The sequence below is a fragment of the Paenibacillus silvae genome (genome assembly GCF_014639235.1).
Taxonomy (GTDB): Bacteria; Bacillota; Bacilli; order Paenibacillales; family Paenibacillaceae; genus Paenibacillus; species Paenibacillus silvae.
On sequence record NZ_BMFU01000009.1, the window covers coordinates 128,302 to 149,653 of the forward strand.

18 protein-coding genes are annotated in these 21,352 nt (G+C 47.5%); 12 read left to right on the forward strand and 6 right to left on the reverse strand.

Features of this window, described 5'->3' with window-relative positions; translation table 11 throughout:
- Window positions 1-99: 99 nt before the first annotated feature.
- Complete coding sequence (locus IEW26_RS23445) at window positions 100-849, reverse strand: DUF3105 domain-containing protein (protein ID WP_229729993.1); 750 nt, start codon at window positions 847-849, stop codon at window positions 100-102.
- A 359-nt stretch (window positions 850-1,208) separates the two neighbouring features.
- Window positions 1,209-2,144 carry a zinc ribbon domain-containing protein gene (locus IEW26_RS23450; RefSeq protein WP_188594119.1) on the reverse strand — a complete coding sequence of 312 codons (936 nt, stop codon included), beginning with the start codon at window positions 2,142-2,144 and terminating at the stop codon, window positions 1,209-1,211.
- Between the two features lie 273 nt (window positions 2,145-2,417).
- On the opposite strand from IEW26_RS23450, the gene efeO reads away from it, so the two are divergent.
- The 3 genes from efeO to IEW26_RS23465 all read left to right on the forward strand — a co-directional run bounded on the left by efeO (window position 2,418) and on the right by IEW26_RS23465 (window position 6,782).
- Window positions 2,418-3,314 carry an iron uptake system protein EfeO gene (gene efeO, locus IEW26_RS23455; protein ID WP_188594180.1) on the forward strand — a complete coding sequence of 299 codons (897 nt, stop codon included), beginning with the start codon at window positions 2,418-2,420 and terminating at the stop codon, window positions 3,312-3,314.
- A 4-nt stretch (window positions 3,315-3,318) separates the two neighbouring features.
- On the forward strand, window positions 3,319-4,593 hold the full coding sequence (gene efeB, locus IEW26_RS23460; protein ID WP_229729994.1) for an iron uptake transporter deferrochelatase/peroxidase subunit: 1,275 nt from the start codon (window positions 3,319-3,321) through the stop codon (window positions 4,591-4,593).
- A 401-nt stretch (window positions 4,594-4,994) separates the two neighbouring features.
- Window positions 4,995-6,782, forward strand: coding sequence for an FTR1 family iron permease (locus IEW26_RS23465; protein WP_229729995.1), 1,788 nt, complete (start codon window positions 4,995-4,997; stop codon window positions 6,780-6,782).
- Window positions 6,783-6,984: 202 nt separating this feature from the next.
- Here the strand turns inward: IEW26_RS23465 and IEW26_RS23470 are convergent, their stop codons facing one another.
- On the reverse strand, window positions 6,985-8,430 hold the full coding sequence (locus IEW26_RS23470; protein WP_111270634.1) for an ATP-binding protein: 1,446 nt from the start codon (window positions 8,428-8,430) through the stop codon (window positions 6,985-6,987).
- Window positions 8,431-8,640: 210 nt separating this feature from the next.
- Between IEW26_RS23470 and IEW26_RS23475 the strand changes: the two genes are divergently transcribed.
- The 4 genes from IEW26_RS23475 (at window position 8,641) to IEW26_RS23490 (ending at window position 12,265) form a co-directional block, all read left to right on the forward strand.
- A complete protein-coding gene (locus IEW26_RS23475) occupies window positions 8,641-9,378 on the forward strand; it encodes an HAD family hydrolase (protein ID WP_188594181.1) in 738 nt (245 codons plus the stop codon).
- 431 nt (window positions 9,379-9,809) lie between these two features.
- Window positions 9,810-10,289, forward strand: coding sequence for a Dps family protein (locus tag IEW26_RS23480; protein WP_188594122.1), 480 nt, complete (start codon window positions 9,810-9,812; stop codon window positions 10,287-10,289).
- 127 nt (window positions 10,290-10,416) lie between these two features.
- Window positions 10,417-11,673 (forward strand): nitric oxide synthase oxygenase, encoded by a 1,257-nt coding sequence (locus tag IEW26_RS23485; RefSeq protein ID WP_188594123.1) that lies wholly within the window; start codon window positions 10,417-10,419, stop codon window positions 11,671-11,673.
- 133 nt (window positions 11,674-11,806) lie between these two features.
- Entirely contained in the window at window positions 11,807-12,265 is a 459-nt protein-coding gene (locus IEW26_RS23490; RefSeq protein WP_188594124.1) for an NUDIX hydrolase, read from the forward strand.
- Window positions 12,266-12,396: 131 nt separating this feature from the next.
- Here the strand turns inward: IEW26_RS23490 and IEW26_RS23495 are convergent, their stop codons facing one another.
- Together IEW26_RS23495 and IEW26_RS23500 are read right to left on the reverse strand one after the other, a co-directional pair.
- A complete protein-coding gene (locus IEW26_RS23495; RefSeq protein ID WP_188594125.1) occupies window positions 12,397-13,656 on the reverse strand; it encodes an MFS transporter in 1,260 nt (419 codons plus the stop codon).
- Between the two features lie 286 nt (window positions 13,657-13,942).
- Complete coding sequence (locus tag IEW26_RS23500) at window positions 13,943-15,334, reverse strand: transcriptional regulator (protein WP_188594126.1); 1,392 nt, start codon at window positions 15,332-15,334, stop codon at window positions 13,943-13,945.
- 273 nt (window positions 15,335-15,607) lie between these two features.
- Between IEW26_RS23500 and IEW26_RS23505 the strand changes: the two genes are divergently transcribed.
- The 4 genes from IEW26_RS23505 to IEW26_RS23520 are packed head-to-tail and all read left to right on the forward strand — an operon-like array spanning window position 15,608 to window position 19,394.
- Window positions 15,608-16,717: an ABC transporter ATP-binding protein gene (locus tag IEW26_RS23505; protein WP_188594127.1), complete on the forward strand. Its 1,110-nt coding sequence runs from the start codon at window positions 15,608-15,610 to the stop codon at window positions 16,715-16,717.
- On the forward strand, window positions 16,707-17,540 hold the full coding sequence (locus IEW26_RS23510) for an ABC transporter permease (protein ID WP_188594128.1): 834 nt from the start codon (window positions 16,707-16,709) through the stop codon (window positions 17,538-17,540). Before IEW26_RS23505 ends, IEW26_RS23510 begins: the two co-directional genes overlap by 11 nt.
- A complete protein-coding gene (locus tag IEW26_RS23515; RefSeq protein WP_110895773.1) occupies window positions 17,515-18,324 on the forward strand; it encodes an ABC transporter permease in 810 nt (269 codons plus the stop codon). The genes IEW26_RS23510 and IEW26_RS23515 overlap by 26 nt, the downstream gene beginning before the upstream one ends.
- Window positions 18,321-19,394: an ABC transporter substrate-binding protein gene (locus IEW26_RS23520; protein ID WP_145404554.1), complete on the forward strand. Its 1,074-nt coding sequence runs from the start codon at window positions 18,321-18,323 to the stop codon at window positions 19,392-19,394. Before IEW26_RS23515 ends, IEW26_RS23520 begins: the two co-directional genes overlap by 4 nt.
- A 153-nt stretch (window positions 19,395-19,547) precedes the next feature.
- Here the strand turns inward: IEW26_RS23520 and IEW26_RS23525 are convergent, their stop codons facing one another.
- A complete protein-coding gene (locus IEW26_RS23525) occupies window positions 19,548-20,276 on the reverse strand; it encodes a phosphodiester glycosidase family protein (RefSeq protein ID WP_188594129.1) in 729 nt (242 codons plus the stop codon).
- A 202-nt stretch (window positions 20,277-20,478) separates the two neighbouring features.
- Between IEW26_RS23525 and IEW26_RS23530 the strand changes: the two genes are divergently transcribed.
- Window positions 20,479-21,018 carry a hypothetical protein gene (locus IEW26_RS23530; RefSeq protein ID WP_188594130.1) on the forward strand — a complete coding sequence of 180 codons (540 nt, stop codon included), beginning with the start codon at window positions 20,479-20,481 and terminating at the stop codon, window positions 21,016-21,018.
- Window positions 21,019-21,352: the final 334 nt, after the last annotated feature.

Consider the following 21,352-nt stretch of genomic DNA (forward strand, 5'->3'; position numbering starts at 1 on the left):
AATCGTGTAAAATTGCCCAAATAGCGTCTCTCAGAATCGTTAAATGTGCGTACCAAAATGCGTGCCAAAGTGCATACGAATAGGTTGTCCCCGCTCCTGTTACATCGTTCCGCCGCCTTGGCGAACGGAAGCTGGAATCTTCTCGGGTCCCTGATTAATGTAGCGATTAATAAACGTGCCAACCTTGGCGTCGTCGAACTTATCGAGCTTCATCGTTTTGGTCCAGGCGGTTACGACAACCTCGCTGCCATCGGGAATGTCTTTATTGGGCACGGCGAGGATGCCTGATCCCGCTTTACGGAATTTGGCCAGATATTTGAGATGCTCCTTGAGCATGTCACTGGCATCTTCGCGATAATAGATGATGATGTCTCCATGTTCCATGTTGTGTACCAGATAAGGATAACCCGGGAAGTCAGTGTAAAAGCCGAACTTAATGTCATGTGGATTATGTGGCCCCGAGGTCGGAATCTTCATCTCATAGTGAATCGGTTCCTCCGTATGGGTGGCTCCATAGTATTTATCATTGGTCACATCAATTACGGCGTTGTTATCCAGTTTGGAGACATCATATGTGCCGCCGCCAGCATTTTGCAGGAAAAACAATCCGAATGCTGCGATTGAAGCGCCAATCAGAATATGAGCGGTAGTCCGTATGAAGCGGCCTTTCTTCTGAATAGCAGCACGCTCCTTCTTTTTCATATGACCAAGAATACTGCCACGTGTACGCGATGCCCAGATATAGGCGGCGATGGAGAGCATCAGTACTACCCCTCCAATGATCAACCATAAGTATGAGGTGCCAGTCTGTTGTTCCATTTGCATATGATCCATGTGGGTCATGTCCATTCGAATTCCTCAGCTTTCGTCATAAAATAAAAAAACACTCAACACTACATTGTGTAGTGTTATAGGTGAACTAGTTATACATGAGCGTATACAAGTGTGTACTAGTCATACAAAAGCGTATACAAGTTGAACTTGTAATACCCGCACGCGGCACCACGTTCACTCAAGCTAACAAAGTTGACTAAATAACGAGGTAAATAAGTAAAAAGGAACATATTATTTACACTACACATTATAGTGTATGGAATAATCCCTGTGCAATGGCACATTGCAAATGCAGAAGAAAAAAGACTTCCCCACATATGGGGAAGCCTGGCTTAATGAGCTCGAGCCTCTAACACCTCTTCATATACAAAATATTACAAGCGTCCATACGGCGAGAACAACGGGCCGAACAGACCGGCTATAACCGCATACAACAGACGATAGGTTACATAAAACAGCACCGCATTGGCAATCAGTACGCTGTACATGCTGTCAAGGGCGGCTTGGGTGCGATTCAGCGGATGGTGGAACAGCACTGTATTCATAGCAACAAACACAATGATGTAGGACAACACCAGCAGCGAGATGGCGAACGAATACGAGATCACAATCATCAGGTTAGCAAGTAATAGGGTCACGACTGCTGGAGCCAGCAATGCCCCAAACTGGGCAATCATGATTTTAGGACGGAAAGTGATCCGCTCGAGCTTCAATACAACATAGATCAGTGCCGCGGCGGCGATCAGAATAATCGCAGTAAACAGAAGTGGACGAAGGAATCCACCGATAAATAGTCCATCCGCACCAAGGCGGCCAAACATAATCAGAAAGTATGTAGAGGTCAAAATAGCAAACAGGGCCATCGTTACCCAGCCATGCAGGGCATGCTGTTCACCGACGGTTTTCATTGTTTGGTATGGACGTGCCAGTACACTTAGGAAATAAGACAGGTACTGTTTGCTTACTTCTTTGGCTTGCTGTACTTTCTCGTTCTGCACAAGGTTGTTCCATTGATTGCCGCTACTGCTTTGTGCAGAATGAGGCTCCCGGGCATCAGCACTACGGGCATCGTCATGATCATGAGCAGGTGACGGGATTGGTGAGATGGATGAGCTTGCGGATTCTTTTCTATTAGATGCGGAGTCCTGCGTGCTGGACCAGCGGGTGTATTCCGAGCTTGCATCTGATGAGTCTGTGTGTGTTGCAGATTCCACAGGATTTTCTGATGCATGGGTTCCTTTCAGGTTAGAGCCGCACCTCTCGCAAAAACGAGCATCTCCATTTTCGTGATTACATACTGGACATTTCATGTCATAAGCCTCCAATTTATTGAAATATTGAACAGTGGATACATTGTGTCTCATTTTACCGTTCGATGCCGAACTTTGTCTATGTATCGCCCTTTAAATACCCAAAAAAACACTTGTGAAACAGAGGAATTACCATGCCATATTTTCATATTGACATAGAGAGGACTCCCGATTATGATGTCTTTATCGAAATTGATAATCATTATCAATTATCAATTATCAGGAAGGGTCTAGTGTGATTTCTGTATCTATAAAGGGGTGTCTGGATTGAAAATGAGAACAAGTGTAACGTTGCCAGCTGTTGTGCTGGTGACTTCGGTGCTGCTTGCGGCGTGTAGCAATGATGCGGTGGCTCCGGCGAAGGTGTCCGGTGAGACAGCTGTAGCAAGTGAGAGTCAGGCGAGCTCGCAGGATAAGAGCAAGGCTGGTACAGAGACTGTAAAAGAGGATTATTCCGTCGCAGTGGCGGGGTATCGGGCTTATGCCGTAGAGCAGATTGATGCGTTTGTGAAGGAAACTGAAAAGTTTACGGATGCGGTGAAGGCCGGGGAACTGGAGAAGGCGAAGGCACTTTATGCCCCAGCACGCATGTATTACGAACGAATTGAGCCGGTAGCGGAGGCGCTCGGTGATCTGGACCCGAATATTGACGCACGGGACGGGGATGTGGAAGCCGCGGATTGGCGTGGATTTCACCGCATTGAGAAGGCGCTGTGGGAGGATAACACGACTGATGGCATGAAGGAATATGCAGACACACTGCTGAGTGACGCGAAGCTGCTGCGGGCAAAAGTAGAAACGATGGATATTGATGCTGGCCTGATGGTCACGGGAGCGGTGGAGCTGCTGAACGAGGTATCCTCCAGTAAGGTGACGGGGGAAGAGGAGCGTTATTCCCATACGGATTTGTATGATTTTGCGGCAAATGTGGAGGGGGCGCGTGAAATTTACAACCTGCTGAAGGATGACCTGGCTGCCAAGGACAAGGAGCTGAACCAGCAGATTGCGGACCGTTTTGCTGCGCTGGAGAAGGAACTTGCACCGTTCAAGGACGGTGACGGGTACGTTTCCTACAAGAAGCTGAAGGACGAGGACGTGCGCAAGCTGAGTCAGAATCTGGATGCGCTTGCGGAGCCGTTGTCGAATATGGGACAGGTACTGGGAGTGTAGACCGATGACGGAGAAGAAGCAGGATTCATTGAAAAAGCCGCTGTCACGGCGTGAAATGCTCAAGCTGACCGGCGTAGCTGGCTTGGGTCTGCTTATAGGCGGGGGCGGCGCCAGCGGTTTGATGGCGCTGGGCCGCCAAGGCTCGTCTGCCGCCGCTGTAAAGTCTGCGGCGGCGGATAGCTTGCCTTTCTATGGCAAGCATCAGGCTGGGATTATTACGCCAGCGCAGGATTTTATCTGCTTTGCGGCGTTTGATGTTACCGCAGGCAGCGTGGAGGACCTTCGCCGTCTGTTCCGGAACTGGACGGCAGCCTCGGCTGCCATGGCTTCCGGACAGATGATTGGCGAGCATAACACCACGCTGAATACGCCGCCCACCGACACGGGGGAGGCGGCAGGCCTGACACCGTCACGGACCACGTTGACGTTTGGTGTGGGGCCGTCTTTGTTTGACGGGCGCTTCGGCTTGAAGGGCCCGAAGCCACGCGGGCTGCGTGACCTGCCGGCGTTTGCCGGGGACGCGCTGGACCCGCAGTGGTGTGGTGGCGACCTGTGCGTTCAAGTCTGCGCAGACGATATGCAGGTCGCCTTCCATGCTATCCGCAACCTCGCGCGAATTGCGCGAGGGCATGCGGTGCTGCGCTGGACCCAGGAGGGCTTCCAGCGCACGGGCCGAGCCGACCCTGCGGGTGGAACACCGCGCAATCTGCTCGGCTTCAAGGACGGCACCGGCAATCCGAACACCTCGGATGCCGTGCTGATGGACCGAACCGTCTGGGCGCAGCCCGGAGACGGTCCGGGGTGGATGGACGGCGGCAGCTACATGGCTGTCCGCCGGGTGCGCATGCGTGTGGAGGTCTGGGACCGCTCCACACTGAAGGATCAGGAGGCGACATTTGGTCGCCACCGTGACAGCGGCGCGCCGATCGGCAGCCGTGGCGAATTCGACCCGGTGGACCTGCAAGCAAGGTCCGCCAATGGACAACCCTTAATCCCGGCAACATCGCATCTGCGGCTGGCCAAGGGAGACGGGAGTCAACAGATTCTTCGCCGCTCGTATTCCTACTCGAGCGGCCTTGATGCCAAAACAGGCCAGCTCGACGCAGGCTTGCTGTTTATCAGCTACCAGCGTGATCTGGACAAACAGTTTATCCCGATTCAGACAAGGCTGGCGAAGAATGACAAGCTGAATGAATACACCGTACATGCGGGTAGTGCGGTCTTTGCGTGTTTCCCAGGATGCAAGCAGGGTGGATACATCGGGGAGACTCTGTTCTGATGCTGTGGCGAAACGGCAATCGAGGTATGATTCAGCCCCGGTATAGGCAGCATGCAGGCAGTGAGGAAACCAGCAGTGATTATGGGAGGAAGAGAGCACCAATGCAAACGAGAAACACATACACCGCATCCAGACATACATCTGCTTCCCCATTAATGTTGTTACAGAGCAAAGCGAGTACAGGGAGCAAAGGCAGACGCCAACGCCGATTCCACAGCTGGTTATTTTCAAGCTGGACATTATCGTCATTAGGCAGAGCTTTATCTTTACGTATCGTTTTATTTCTAATTGGATGCCTTGTCTTTTCATTATCGTGCACGGGAACGGGCTTTTTTCATAATGCAGAAGATAAACATGCTTCAGGTAGCAGTATGCGTGGTTTAGGAGGGCTTGCTCATGTTTTGGATGGCGTTGCTCATGCGGCTGGTGTGTCATCGTCTGCTGGGACAAAGGAAACGGCCGAAACGAAGCAGCTGGATGCGCTGCTTCCCCCTATAGGAAGTGCGCTGGTGGAAGCGGGGCAGGGCAAGCTGGACGAAACAATTCGGGATGTATCCGAATTTCAGACGTTATGGCAGCAGGTGAGCCAGCTGAAACCGGAGCAAGATACCGGACAGGTCACGGCTCTCGCTGCTACGGTTAACGATGCGCTTGCCAAGACACAGACAGCACTCCAGGGCCATGACGCAGACTCTGCCAAGAGTACGCTGTCCGACCTTGCCAGAGCAGTCAATGCATACGTGGAAGGCTTCCGGGGTGCAGAAGGCAGCAGTGATGCTGGCCAGAAGGCGGCTAGCCGGATACTGCCAGATGCTCGCACGAGTCTCGGTGCCATGCAGAAGGCAGATTGGTCGTTAGCCGAGCGTACCTATAAACGAATCGTTACCGCCTGGAAAGGCGTAGAAGCTCCGATTCGCAAGGATCATTTTGGCATATACAGTCAGCTGGAGAAACAGATGAGCCTGATTCGGATTGCGCTACAGGCTGATCCACGCAAGGAAACACAAGCTGTTCAGCAGATGAGCGCGATGGTTACGCTGCTGACCGATTACAGTGAGGGAAATCTCAAGGATGGAGAACTGGATGAAGCCACAGGTGCAGGCGTGGGTGTTTCATCACTGGCAGAGCTGCTGCAATTGCTGGAGCAGGTTCAGCAGCAGATTCAGGCTGGAGATAGCGGCGGGGCAGCAACGGGTCTGGAGCAGTTTATTGCTGCCTGGCCTTCTGTCGAAGGACAGGTGCAGATCTCTTCGTCTGCATCGTATACTGCGATTGAGAATGAAATGACGGAAGCATCGGGATATCTCGTCTCCAGCCCGCCGAATACAGACAAAGCATCCGCGGTTGTCTCCCGAATGATGGAGCGGCTGGAGCCTCTAACAGAGACAACAGCCTATACAGCATGGGATGCGGCTTTGATCCTTCTTCGCGAAGGACTGGAGGCCATTCTTGTACTGGCTGCTTTGCTGGCTTATGCCAAGAAGAGCGGACAGGCAGCGGCGCGGCGATGGATTTTGGCGGGGGCAGGCAGCGGTTTGCTGCTGAGCGCAGCGCTCGCTGTTGTGCTAACGCTGGTACTGGCTGTAGCCTCGTCAGGCAGCACACGCGAGATGATTGAAGGGTATACTGGACTTGCAGCGGTTGTTCTGATGTTAACGGTAGGGCAATGGATGCATAACAAGTCCAGTACACGCGCATGGAACATCTATGTGGAGCGTCAGGTTGGAGGGGCGCTGGCCCGTGGAAGCTTGTGGTCTTTGTTTGCCGTAGCGGGTCTTGCCATATTAAGAGAAGGCGCCGAAACAGCCATCTTTTACATCGGTATGGCTCCGTCCATTTCGTTGTCTCAGCTACTCATCGGGATCGGTGGGGCTTTGATTGTTCTCATTATTCTGGCGATTGCCATCATTCAATTCAGTGTGCGTCTGCCGGTTCGTTGGTTTTTCCTGACAGCTACACTGCTTATCTATTATCTGGTCTTTCGTTTTCTGGGCGAGAGCATTCATGCCCTGCAGGTGTCAGCGACGCTTCCTGCGCATGTAGCTCCAGATCTGCCTTCGCTCAGCTGGCTTGGTATGTACCCCACATGGGAGACCTTTATCCCGCAAATGGTGGTTTTGCTTTACCTCATCGTAAGTCTGATTCGCACCGAGAAGCGTTCGGCGAGAGGTTCCAGTACCTCTATGTGAATGCTGTCCAAACCTGTGCTGTAAAGTATGGGCGTGTCTTGAAACCTACTGAAGTGCATCATTTACTGTCTTTTCGCCCCCTGCTGCGTCACTTTCCCTTGGCACGCCTGCGGAAAACTTCCTGGCTTGGAACGAAAATTTAGCAAAATCTGCTTCCTTCAGCGTTTTCAGACACGCCCTAGTTAAATTGAATTTCTAAGGTTTAATTTTTCTTTCTGTATCGATGCTTCTCTGCATGTCCTAGTAAGTATAGAAAAGCAAAGGCAGGTATTCGCATGATTGAGGTATGACCAAACAGTCCAAAATCATCACTTTGTTTGGTGATTAGTAATGATGAGTTGGTATTATCGTTCTTTGACCATTCTACGATCGCCTCGTTTTCTTTAAGACGAGAATCTTCGCGATATTTTACTTCCATTAAAATTTTAAAGCTGGGCATCATCAGCACAATATCAATTTCTTTTTGCGTGCTGGAATCTCGATAGTATCCGACACGTGGGTTGAAGTTATAATAAAAAGTACTGATATGTTTGTACACCGCTGATTCAACGATTTTGCCCATTTGATCAGAATCTTGAAGAACTTCTTCCCCCTTAACAAGGACTGCATTACGGATCGCTGGGTCGGCTAAGTACACCTTTGGTTTTGAGTTCAGTAGTTTCTTTCCAGTCATTTGTACTGGATAGCTTAAATATATCAGGTTGGCCAGCTCCAGAAGGTTCATGTACTTCACAACGGTTGGTCGGGTAATCCCCATGTTACTGGCTATTGTGGTCGCTTCCATAATATCTCCGGTAGTCATACACAAATACAGGAATATTCTTTCTAACTCATCGATATTTCTAACATTAAATAAAGAGACCATATCTCTTTTTAATACTTTATCCACTACATCTTCCCGAATGATTCTTTGTGCATAACTTATGTCGTCTGTCCGGGCGATTTCGGGGAATCCTCCAATCAATAGATAGCGATGAAAATGTTTCTCTACTGGTTCCAAATCCTTCATCAGTTGTGCTAACTCAACTGATGTTAAAGAATTCAAGGATGTCGGACCCAAGGATGGATTAATGGAGGGCACTGGAATTTCTCTTATTTCAAGATACTCATAAAAAGAAAGGGTGGGTATCCTGATCTGAGTCCATCTACCAACACCACTTTCGGGCATCTTCTCACTTAGAATAGGGCTTGCTGACCCTGTTGCCATGACACGATAAGTAGGGTAAGTATCGTAAATGGTTTTCAACCATCCATTCCAGTCATGCGCATATTGTATTTCATCTAGAAAGAGGTATATATTCTCATCGACAGCCACATTATTAATAAAGATTCTTAGAATTTTGTCTATTTCGGACATCTTTAGAATCGGGTGGTCAAAAGAAACGTATAACAAATTCTTTTTGGGCACACCTGCTTCTAAAGCATCTTGAATGGTTTGATACATAATAGTAGATTTCCCTACACGACGAGGTCCCGTCAGAATGACATGACGACGAATCTCATTATGTTCAAAGCTTTGTTTTGCATTATAATACGCAAAACGTTTCGTTGGTTTAGCGAAATCATCCTGAACTTTGCCTGACTCCCACCATCGATTAAACCCTCTTAGAACTTGTAGTATGCTCTCTTCAGTTATAAGATCTCTCAACGATGTTCACCTACTTTATCATTATTTTATAATTGTATTATACATTATCTACTGAAAAAGTATAATTATACTTTACATAATTTGAAATTTGATGTGAGAGAATTCGATGTATAATTGTACATCCAGATCATATTTTGATTGAATTTTATAGTATGATTACATGAGAAGATAACGATTCAACTCCAGAGAGCAGGTGGACAAGCATCAATGATGAATACTACAAGTGATGTCAAAGCAATATTTTTCGATGTGGATGATACGTTATACGATCACTTGCAGCCGCTTCGAGGGGCGTTGCAGGATGTTTTGGGGTTGTCGGAGACATTTGATTATGCGCTGGCATACCATCGGTTTCGGTATTACAGCGACTGGTTGTCCGCACAGGAGGACCTGTCGGCAGTACCTGAACCAGATGCGGTGGAGCGAATGCGCCGTCGTCGATTTGAGCTGACGATGGAGGAATTCGGAATGCCTTTGCAAGTGGGACAAGCACAGGAACTGCAGGAGCAGTATCTGGGCAGACAATTCGAGATCACTCCGTTTGAAGGAGCGTATGATCTAATTCGCAGGCTTCAGGAAGAGGGGCATACGGTGGGTTTGATCACGAACGGTGAAGGACAGCATCAGCGGCGTAAACTTGAAGCGTTAGATGTGTTTAGTCTGGTAGACGAGACGCAGATTTTTATCTCGGGCATGGTTGGTTACGCCAAACCAGATGGGAGGCTGTTCAAACATGTGAATCAGCAGACCGAAACCGCAGCGCATAACAGCTATTATATCGGCGATTCTTGGCGCAACGATGTAGCCGGAGCTGTGGATGCGGGCTGGAAAGTGATCTGGTTCAATCATCGCGGAGCATTGCCTGAATCCGATCACGAGCCTCATTTTACAGCACAGAGTTATGAGGAAATCAGCCGGATTCTCACGTTTGAGCCAGCACGCGCTTAATAAGTAAATATTTAAGGATAACAGAATAAAGTCATAATATATAAAGTCCTAATATTGTTGTCAGTGTCAGTGCAGATCATCAGCCCCTTCATCTTTAAGGAGATGAGGGGCTTTTTTTATTTGTATAATCCAGCCTGTGAGAATGTTCGCTGTTCCCTTTGTTCATTCGGGTTATAAATTAAAACGGAAGGTTCTAACTCCAGTTTATAATGAAGCCCAGCTTCATCGAATCTTCATTTGCAGAAGAGGGCGAAACTCTTTTCAAAGGGTATAAGTGGTGCTATAATTAAAACAAGATTTAGATTAAGTCTAAATTAAAGACAAAAAAATTGATTCAATTTTGATTATCTGCCGATGTTGTCTAATCAGAACGGATCGTTTCAATTACTACATTTACGTTTCAATTCATTTTCTGAGAGGGGATAAATTCCATGAGCACAATGCAAACTAACTACAACACATTTACAAGTAACACAACTGCACTTCAAGAGGCATTAAACCGTCAGATCGCGGGCTGGTCTGTGCTGTACACCAAGCTGCATAACTTCCATTGGTATGTTAAAGGCCCGCATTTCTTCACACTTCATGCGAAATTCGAAGAGCTTTACAATCTGGCTACTGCCAATATGGACGAAGCGGCTGAGCGTCTGCTGACCATTGGAGGCCGTCCTGTAGCAACGATGGCAGAACAGCTGCGTTTATCTCCAATCAAAGAGGCAGAAGCACAATTGTCCGCTGAACAGATGGTGGAGCAGGTTGTTGCTGATCTGCATGCGATGAAGGAGGTTATTCGTCAAGGTATTGATGAAGCTGGCGAAGCCGGGGATAATGCAACCGAAGATATGGGAATCGGGTTCACAGCTACACTTGATAAAGAGATCTGGATGTTAAACGCATTTTTGGGCAAATAACCTAAGACACCCTGACTCCTGACAACGATATGTAGAGTCCGTGAACAAACGTCCCGTTCGCTTACAAATCCGGTGCGCTTCCCGTATAATAGTGGCATCCAAGATGTACAGAATGGTGGAATGAACAATGCGGACAGGCCTGGATCGATTGCAGGAAGAAGCTGAACGGTTTATATATACAAGTTATAAAGAGCTGGGCTATACGCGTGAAGACGCAGAGGCCCGGCTTATTGCCGTTAGACGCGAGATAGAAGAGAGAGGCACTTACACCCATACGATCGAAGAGCTGGAGCATGGCTGCAAAATGGCTTGGCGGAACAGCAACCGCTGTATCGGGCGACTGTTCTGGGACAAGCTGCGCATCGTGGACAGCCGTGATGCGGATACCGCAGGGGCAGCTGCGCAGGCCGTAATCGATCATATCCATAACGCATCCAACGGCGGCAAGATTATTCCGACCATCACGATTTTGCCTCCGGAAGGCCCGGACGGAGCACCTATCCGCATCTGGAATCATCAATTGATTCGTTATGCCGGATACGAGACGGAACAGGGCGTTGTCGGTGACCCTGCTTCGGTGGAACTGACCAAGGCAGCCTTGTCCCTGGGCTGGCAAGGTGCTGGCGGTAATTATGATGTGCTGCCGCTCATCATTCAGGCTCAGGGACAAGCTCCTGAATGGTACGTCATTCCTGAAGATGAGATTGTTGAAGTTCAGATTGAGCATCCCGAGCGTGCCGAGATCGCCGAGCTGGGTTTACGATGGTACGGTGTGCCAATGATTGCCGATATGCGGGTGGAGATCGGGGGCATTAACTACCCGGCTGCACCGTTTAACGGATGGTATATGGAAACCGAGATTGGTGCGCGTAATCTGGCTGACACGTTCCGATATAACAAGCTGCCGGCGGTAGCCGCTGCACTTGGACTGAACACGTCGAGTGAAACGACACTATGGAAGGATCGTGCTTTGGTGGAGCTGAATGTTGCTGTGCTGCATTCCTTCAAGAAGGCAGGCGTGAGTATTGTGGATCATCATACGGCTGCGGCACAATTTGCCCTGTTTGAACAGCGGGAGGAGAAGGCTGGACGTGAGCTGACCGGCGATTGGGTGTGGCTGATTCCCCCAGTGTCGCCAGCCACCACCCACATTTTCCACAGCTCCTATCGGAATGAGATTGTGAAGCCGAACTTTTTTCACCAGGACCCTGCATATCAATTTCGGGACGGGATCGCCGTTGCCGCTGAGGCGGGCAGCAAACAGCAGAATGATGAGCATGCAAATCAAGCACATCAAAAGCATTCATCTAATGAACTTGCTTATTCGCAGGAAGAGAAGGTAAAGGCCGATAGCACTCCAATGAAATGCCCGTTTGCACATTAAATTGTGTGAGCGGGTTTATTTTTTGAGGTTTCTTTGTATATAAAATACGAAACATCAAACCCGCTTTTTTCTATATATGAATACATCAAACACCTTCATACTGAGAGCATACGAATATAGGGAGGCGATTGGTATGGGGTATATTGAAACGCTGCGTGGAATGGTGGGCAATATTCCTTTAATACTCGTACGGCCGAGTGTACTTATTGTAAATGATCAACGAGAAGTGCTGCTGGTCAAGTACAGGGATCACACATGGGGAGTGCCCGGTGGAATGATGGAGCTTGGTGAGTCTGTTGAAGAGTGCGCGCGAAGAGAGGTCAGAGAAGAGATCGGAATCGAATTGAAACAATTGCAGTTATACGGTGTGTTCTCGGGAGATCAGCTGTACACCCAATTAAGAAATGGGGATCAATATTATAATGTGGTGATAGGATATATATGCAGCCAGTATGAAGGAGAGCTTCAGCCGGATGGGATCGAAGTATTTGAAGTAAAATTTTATAATCCGAAGATGCTGCCTGAGAGCACCGATCCTTATTTAAAACGTATCATTCAAGAGAACATACAGGCACTGGCCTCGCTGCTCTAAACGTCACAAGAGATGCTCCCGCTGAACAGGAGGAACATCTCTTTAACGTGCTGTAACAACTACATAATTATGATTCATGCAGAACATAGTTACCTTAATCCAGATTCTTTTGCCATAATAAAAATACTTCTTCATCTCTGCCTCACCCGATACCTGCTCCGCATAACCGCTTGAACGGCGATGGCAGCCGCAATCAGAAGCAGATTGAAGATAAATACGGTATAGAGGGAGCCTGCTTCCATCAGAAGAGCCGCGATCAGGGGAGAAGCAATAGAGCCGATCTCGGCTGCGGACACGATCTGACCAATGACCGAGCTTCGCTGCTCTTCCGGGGTATGGTCGCCGATATGTGCAAAGAAGGAGTCCATGTAACATGCCCCGCCGATGCCCCCGATAAACATGCCGATGAAGACACAGATGTGAGAGGATGTGCTTAGAAAGACAAGCACCTCAACCCCGATTAAGAACATGCCCAGCATACATAACAGCAGCCGGTCACCCATACGATCCGAGAGTCGACCGACAACGGGTGCAGCCCCAAAAGTAGATATTCCTGCTACGGTGAATGCCAGGCTGGCGGACAAAGCATCCCACTGCATCACTTGCGTGGCATACAGCGCGAAGTATGTCAGAAATACAGCATAGGCACTCATTTCGAGAACGTGTACGGTGATGTAACCGATAAGCTGTTGTTTCATTGTCATGGTAACAGGGAGAGATTTGGCCTGAATGGACTCGGTCTTGGGAGCTGCGGGAGGATTAACATTCTTCTGCTGGTTCTGATTGTTATAATCTTCTTTGACTTTACGCGAAGCTATACATGATGATGCAGGGAGATTCTGTGCTGAGGTTTTGATTCCCATGGCTGTAACGACTGCAATGAGGCAGCAGAGTGCGACCAGCAGAAAAGGCACAGACAATGGCCAGTGTATTGCAAGCCAGCCGCTAATCACCGGGCCAAGAATCATACCGCCTCCTTCGCTGCTGCTAATATAACCGTTGTACAAGCCCCGGTTCTCCACACTGCCGCCATCCCCAATGATGGAGCGCACCACTACGGTCAGGCCGGAAGAGGCGAGTCCTTGCAGCAGACGAAGCAGACCGAAGAGAATGGCGGACTTGGATACGGTGAATCCCCCCATACACAAGGCGAGTGCAGCCAGCATGAGGATAAGTGCTCGTTTACCCCCAAGTTTACGGTAAAGAGCTGATGCCGGAACGCCGCCGATCACTTTTCCAACATAAAACAGGGCAAAAATGACCCCAAGCGTCCAGCCGGATAAGCCGAATTCCTCCATAAACAGCGGAAACAAGGGCAGAATCATGAATCCACCCATCTGACTCAGGAAACATATCATAAGAAGTAAAGGAAGATTGCGCCGAACCTCCAAGCCCAGGACTCCTTTCGTGCGTCTCAACCAACTGATATATCAGCGGTTCTCCTAACGACATGCGTAGATATCGACATATACCCGTAATGTATGCATAAATAGTGAAAATAAGACGAAATTACACAGGGCGTTTACATTGATTGATTACTATTAAAAAATAAAAAAGACACCCGAATGGTGTCTAATACAAAATTATCCTTAATTAAGCCGTTAACCTGATCCTACACCATGCGTCATAAGTTTAACAATTACATTAGAGATAGGTGAAGTAACAGTAAGAAATATACTAGCTACTAAAAGGGACGAGAGGGATTTTTTCATAGGACCGATACACCTCGTTATTCAGATTATTAAACATTTGCAACTGTTCAGAATTCGCCCAACCTCTGTACTGATTGAATAAGGTCAGGGATCGAATCATATTGTGAACACTTCCTATACTACCTGCAAACTCTAATCCTTCAAGTAAAAGGTCGATCCCTTTAGCACGGTCACGTTGTATCTGATACATTCCTAAGTTAGTTAAAAAGGATGCGTACTCTTCTGCTTTTATTGGCTTATTGTACTCTCCAAAGGCACTGTTATACGTTCTATAGGGAATATGTTCTTGAAAACGATCCAAAATGGCATCTATATTGATATCAAACTTATTTGCTGTTTTGACAATATGGCATATACCAGAGAAAATTTCTTCAGGGTGTGATGCAATATGTTCAATGTAGTCAGGCAAGATATCTAAGTTCCCTGCGAGCAGTTGGTATAGATACTGGTTGGCTTTTGAAAATTCATTGAACTGTTTAATAATGGTCGTGGCTTCATCGGACGAATCCTGAATCCATTGGTCTGCATCGGTATACATCAACGTATATTCAAGTGCTTTTTGATAATCTTCATATTGTTCATATACAGCCGTTTGGAGCAGTCGAGCATACAACATGTAGAAGTAATACGGGCGAACGGGCTGCTTGTCTTCAGAATCTTTGCGTTTGGTGTGAAGCGAAAGCTCGTACTGAATGGAAGCGAGACGGAACATCTCTTCAGAAAGTTCATACACTTTGTGCCATTCATTAAGCGAAATATAGATATGAGCCAGATGTTTAATTGCTTCCAATTGGTCCGATTCCACTAGGCGATTCGCATAGGGTTCGAACAATACAGCAGCCTTTAAATTCTGGTTTAAGTCATTACTTAATGATATAAGGAACAGTCTATATCGACAAAGAGCCAATCGTTCGGAATGTTGATATTTCTCGATTACACCCACGCCCTCGTACAGTAATGCAGCTGCTTCGTTGTATCGATTATGGAACAGTTCTTCTGCAACATCAAAAATTAAAGTGCCATAGGCAGTGTTATCCAGAAGATTACTCAAAATTAACTGGATACAATCCAGACGCTTCACCTCTGCACAGCGAATGATAAACGGTCGCAACCTCCTCCAGTCCGGTGCGGTCAGAGTAAAGCATTCTCCCACAAACCGTGTGTAAAAATGGTCCTCTTGCATGCCCATGGCTCTTGTAATACCATCAAGCTGGTTCATGGAGAACGGTTTATTCTGATTGAGGAGGCGGCTGAAAGAGCCTGCATTTATATTTGCTCGTTCTGAGAATTGGCTTTGCGTTAAATGGTGATTGTTTATGTATTGCAACACTTCTGCTCGTATTGTCTTATCCAGCATACACACCACCTTAAATTAAATCCATAATCTGGTTTAATAAACCATTTATATGAATTATATATCTATAATTTTACAGTGGTCAATATTTTCTTTGGCAATTAATCAAAGTTTATACAGAACATCTTTTGGAATGAAAGAAAAAAGGATATAAATTACGATATAAGAAACAAGGCATGAACAAAGTCGTGTATAATAGGTTGGGTTTGTAATGATAGAGGACTGCAAGGGAAGGAAACAACGAGGTACCTCAAGGATAAGGGGGCGACGATAAACATGTCAGAACAACAACCGATCATTCGGTTCGAACGCGTGACGCAGCAATATGACCAGGATGAGGCTGTATTGAAGGCGGTCAGCTTTGAGATTGAACGGGGTAAATTCTATACCCTTCTGGGGCCGTCAGGCTGTGGTAAAACAACGATATTGCGGCTGATTGCCGGCTTTGCGGAGCCGACGGAGGGCAGCATTTATTTTAACGGTGCACTGATTAACCGTGTGCCTGCGCACCAGCGTCAGGTAAATACGGTGTTTCAGGACTATGCATTATTTCCACATTTGAATGTATTTGAGAACGTAGCCTTTGGCCTGCGGATTAAAAAAATGAAAACAACCGAGATTCGCACCAAAGTGCTCGAAGCGCTCAAATTTGTCAATCTGTCCGGTTATGAGAACCGGGAGATTGGTGAGATGTCCGGCGGACAACGCCAGCGTGTGGCGATTGCCCGCGCGATTGTGAATGAGCCGGAAATTCTGCTACTGGACGAGCCTTTATCGGCGCTCGACCTGAAGCTGCGTACCGAGATGCAGTATGAGCTGCGGGAGCTGCAGCAGCGGCTGGGCATTACGTTTATTTTTGTCACGCATGATCAGGAGGAAGCCTTGGCAATGTCTGATGAAATCTTTGTCTTGAATGGCGGTGTCATTCAGCAGAGCGGCACGCCGAACGATATTTATGATGAGCCGATTAACCGCTTTGTCGCGGACTTTATTGGCGAGTCGAATATCGTGGCAGGCAAGATGAAGCAGGACTTCGTCGTTGAGTTTGCAGGGGCACAGTATGAATGTGTCGATCAGGGGCTGCAACCGGACGAGCCTGTTGAGATTGTCATTCGGCCAGAGGACCTGGAGATTACTACGGAGGAACAGGGCAAGCTCAAGGTGAAGGTGGATTCCCAGCTGTTCCGCGGCGTGCACTATGAAATCTCCACCTACGATGACGCAGGTAACGAATGGTTGATTCATTCCACGAAGAAAGCGGTCGTGGGATCGCGTATCGGGCTTTATTTTGACCCGGAAGCCATTCATGTAATGCGTTTCAATGAAACCGAGGAAGAGTTCGACAGACGACTCGAAGCCTACCAAGAGGCCGCTCATGCAGACTAAAGCCGGCACGCGCAATGCGTATCTGATTCCATATGTGTTATGGATGGTGTTGTTCGTTGTAGCGCCTGTGCTGCTGGTGATCTATTATTCGTTCTTTGATGTGGAGGGTAATTTCACATTCGGCAACTATGCGCGGTTCTTTACGCCGGTATATATGCAGATGACGCTCAGCTCGTTCTGGTATGCGTTTCTGATTACAGCCTTCTCACTGCTCATCTCTTATCCGACAGCGTATATGCTGACCCGGACCAAGCACAAGCAGCTGTGGCTGCTGCTGATCATTTTGCCAAGCTGGATCAATCTTCTGTTAAAAGCGTACGCCTTCATCGGCCTGTTCGGTACATACGGGCTGACCAACTCCCTGCTGGAAGTGGTGGGCATTGGCACACAGCAGATTTTGTTCACCGACTTCAGCTTTATCTTTGTTTCGGTGTACATCTTCATTCCGTTTATGATTCTGCCGATCTTTAACGCGCTGGAAGAGATGAATCCGTCTCTGATCTATGCTGCACGGGATCTTGGGGCTTCCTCATGGCTGACGTTCCGGCGAGTCATTTTCCCGCTGACGCTGAGCGGTGTGAAATCGGGCTGTCAGGCGGTATTTATCCCGGCCTTGTCCCTGTTTATGATTACCCGTCTGATCGCCGGGAACCGTGTTATTACGCTGGGTACAGCGATTGAGCAGCATTTTCTCGTCACCCAGGACTGGGGCATGGGCTCGACGATTGCCGTCTTTTTGATTATCGCCATGGCAGTCATTATGTTTCTGACCGGATCAGGCAAGAAGGAGGTGCGAAATGGGAAGAAACGGAAAGCTGTCTAACGTCTATTTAGCGGTTGTATTTGCCATTTTGTACGCACCGATTGCCTATCTGATCTTCTATTCCTTCAACAGCGGCGGGCATATGCGCGGGTTTGAAGGCTTTACATTGGAATGGTACAGGGAAGTATTTGCGGATACCCGGCTGCTGATTATTGTTTTAAATACGTTTATTATTGCGCTGCTGTCCTCGGCTATTTCAACCATTCTGGGTGTGGCGGGGGCACTGGCGATCTATCATGTACGTCGCAAACGCACCAAAAATACGCTGTTATCCCTGAACAACGTGTTGATCGTTAGCCCGGATGTCATTATCGGTGCATCATTCCTGATTCTGTTTACGATGATTGGCATCAAGCTGGGCTTTACGTCCGTGCTGCTGTCACATATCGCATTCAGCGTGCCGATTGTGGTCATCATGGTGCTGCCTAAGCTGCAGGAGATGAGTCCAACCTTGATGGATGCGGCTCGTGATCTCGGCGCAGGATCGTGGCAGATTCTGACACGTGTCGTGCTGCCTTACGTGAAGCCCGGTATTTTTGCCGGATTTTTCATGGCACTGACATACTCGCTCGATGATTTCGCTGTAACGTTCTTTGTGACAGGCAACGGATACTCCACGCTTTCGGTGGAGATTTACTCCAGAGCAAGGCAGGGTGTGTCGCTGTCCATCAATGCATTGTCCACTCTGCTGTTCCTGCTCACGGTGCTGCTGGTGGTTGGATATTACTTCATTAACCGCCGGGCAACACGCATACCACCTGGAGGAAAGGGGCTGCGTCCATGAAACAGCTGGTACGGACATTTGCACTTGTGTTTGTGGCCGCCTTTGCCCTGATGATTCTCGCTTCCTATCTCAACAAAAGCCAGGGGTATTCCGGCGGCAACACGCTGACGATCTACAACTGGGGCGATTATATCGATCCTGAGCTATTGAAGGAATTCGAGGCTGAGACAGGCATGAAGGTCATCTATCAGACGTTTGACTCCAACGAAGCGATGCTGACTAAGATTGAGCAGGGCGGCACGACGTTTGACGTGGCGATTCCTTCCGAGTATGCGATTAGCAAAATGAAGGAAGAAAACCTGCTCGTTCCGATCGATCACAGCAAGCTGCCCAACCTGAAAAATATCGATGCCCGGTTCCTGAACTTGAACTACGATCCAAACAACCAATTCTCCATCCCGTATTTCTGGGGAACGGTGGGCATCGTATACAACCCGGAGCTGGTGGGTGATTTGACGTTTGACAGCTGGAATGACCTGTGGGACCCCCGTCTGAAAAACCAGATCCTGCTGCTCGATGGCGCTCGTGAAGTTATCGGCATGGGCCTGAACAGTCTGGGCTACTCGCTCAATGATACCAACGAGGATCATCTCCAGGCTGCTTTGAAAAAATTATCAACCCTGACGCCAAACGTAAGAGCCATCGTCGGGGATGAGATCAAAATGCTTCTCGCCAATGAAGAAGCAGCAGTCGGGCTGGTATGGTCGGGCGATGCGTCCGAGATTATGGATGAGAACGACAAGCTGGATTACAAGGTGCCGGAGGAAGGCTCCAACCTCTGGTTCGACAGCATGGTCATCCCGAAAACAGCCAAAAATGTAGAGGGTGCACATCAGTTCATTAACTTCATGCTGGACCCGGATCATGCTGCTCGCAACGCCGAGTATGTTGGATACTCCACACCGAACGCGGAGGCACTCAAGCTGCTGCCAGAGGATATCTCGCAGGATGAGCGCTTCTACCCGGACGAGACGCTGACAAGCAAGCTGGAGGTCTACAACAACCTGGGCAAAAAAATGCTGTCGCATTATAACGACCTGTTTCTGGAGTTTAAAATGCACAGCAAATAGCTTGAACCGAACCGCTTAACTGAAGATATTATTTACCGATAATACAGTCGCTCGTTATTGTTACACAAAGAAGCAACTCCTACGTAAATTGGAGTTGCTTCTTTGTGTAACTTTTTATATGACTGAGGCGTTTAAATAGAAGGAGGTGGTAATTTATTCCCAAGTTGCATTGTTTACTGAGACAATGCTATAGATATTGCGTGATCCGCCATTTTTTTTAATTTCTCCGTTTGCCAATTTTGCGCGAAGTTGCGTTGCCGTACTACCATCAAGCATGACAGCATAGTCACAAGCAAAATATTGCATGACTTGACGTGCTTCCCACGGTGTTGCATCTATAATATTGGCAAGTATGATCTTTTTTGTAGATGATTTATAACCAATTGCCGCCCGATCAGAGCGAGAAGGAGGAACGACAAAATTAACAGATTGGCCGTGTTCTTCATCCCGAAGTTTATTAGTTAATTTTGTTTCGGTTGTAATGGTCGAATCTTCGAGATATAGATTTAAGCCACTGATGGCCCAATCAACCCACGATAGCGGGAAACCTACATCCTGGATATTGATTAATTGAAATTTACTAATAGCTGTTGTAGAACCATTGTTTGGTCGGAATTGAACAATTGTTCCGCGTTTATATACGGCGCTAGTGCCAGTACCCTCTTTACCCACCGGTGTACCACCGTAAGTACAAGCAATCCCGGATACAGTTTCGGAAGCTCTATCAAAGAAAGTACCATTAATGCCAAAGCGAGTGGATGAATTCGAGGTGAGTACTGTTCCGTTGATGTTGTGAACGTTAATGGTTTGAGGATCAGCAGAAATATAGTGAACTTCTCTACCTTTGATATTGTTTGAATAATAATATTTAGCTACTGCCATGATATCAACTCCATTTCCTTTAGTGACTTTAACAGGGATAGGACAAGTTGAGTGAGATGTATCCCCCTCATCCGAATCAACTTGTTTTAAAGTAAGCTTATTGTAGCATTCGTATTTGATTGGTGAAGACGATAAAAAGTATGCCAATTGTCTTTTTTATGGATATTTTTAGTTTTTTGAATATAAAATTGGAGGTAATTGCATGGAAAAGAGTAAAATCAGGTCCAGTATCTTTCTATTGGCGATGTTACTGGTTGTAGGGACCGGTTGTTCTCAGGAGCCAAATGCAGAAACGCCAAAGACTACAGAGACACCTGTTAATGAAGCCGCACAGTCTCCGCAAACGGTGAAAAAAGGTACAGGTAAAGATACAGAGGTATTTCAAGAAGGTGTGATGATTGATGTTTCTGACTATAAGAATGAACAAAAATATAAGGAGCTGCTGCAAACATTGGAAAGTAACATGAACGCTATGGTAAAAAAAGATGCTGTTGCTTTTGAAAAAACATTTCTATCCCAAAAGGATTTTGAAAGTAACCGCTTCTTTCTGGATACTCAGGATCGGTACCAGTTTGTAGGGAAACCGACCATAATAGAGCAGGAAGATAAAGACCGTATTGATGTTGGTGTAAGATATAGGGTAAAAGGGTCTGAAGTGGGAGAGAACTTTAAGGAAACGGGAATTATGTACAATTTTAAAAAGGATGCATCAGGGGATTGGAAGGTTATAATGATCGACTAGAGCAAAGCTCAAACCCTTCAGGAATGAGCAGCACGGATGGAGACAAAGTCAAAGGTCGAGGGTAATCCCCCACACCAATGGGACTTATATAACCACAAAAACCTCCCCTAATCACCTAATGATTCAGGGGAGGTTTATTTCTTTTACCCTGCTTCAGAGCAAAAAGCATTGCTTTTGATGTTTCCTTATGTATCCACGTTAACGGAGGGGACAGAACAAACGAAGGAAGCGAAGCGTTCGCCTTTATCCCCGGATTTTCCCCTTTACAGAGGGATTGAAAAAAATCCGGGGATAACAGTGATCCGCAGTTGTTCTGTTACCGCAGTGTCCAGTG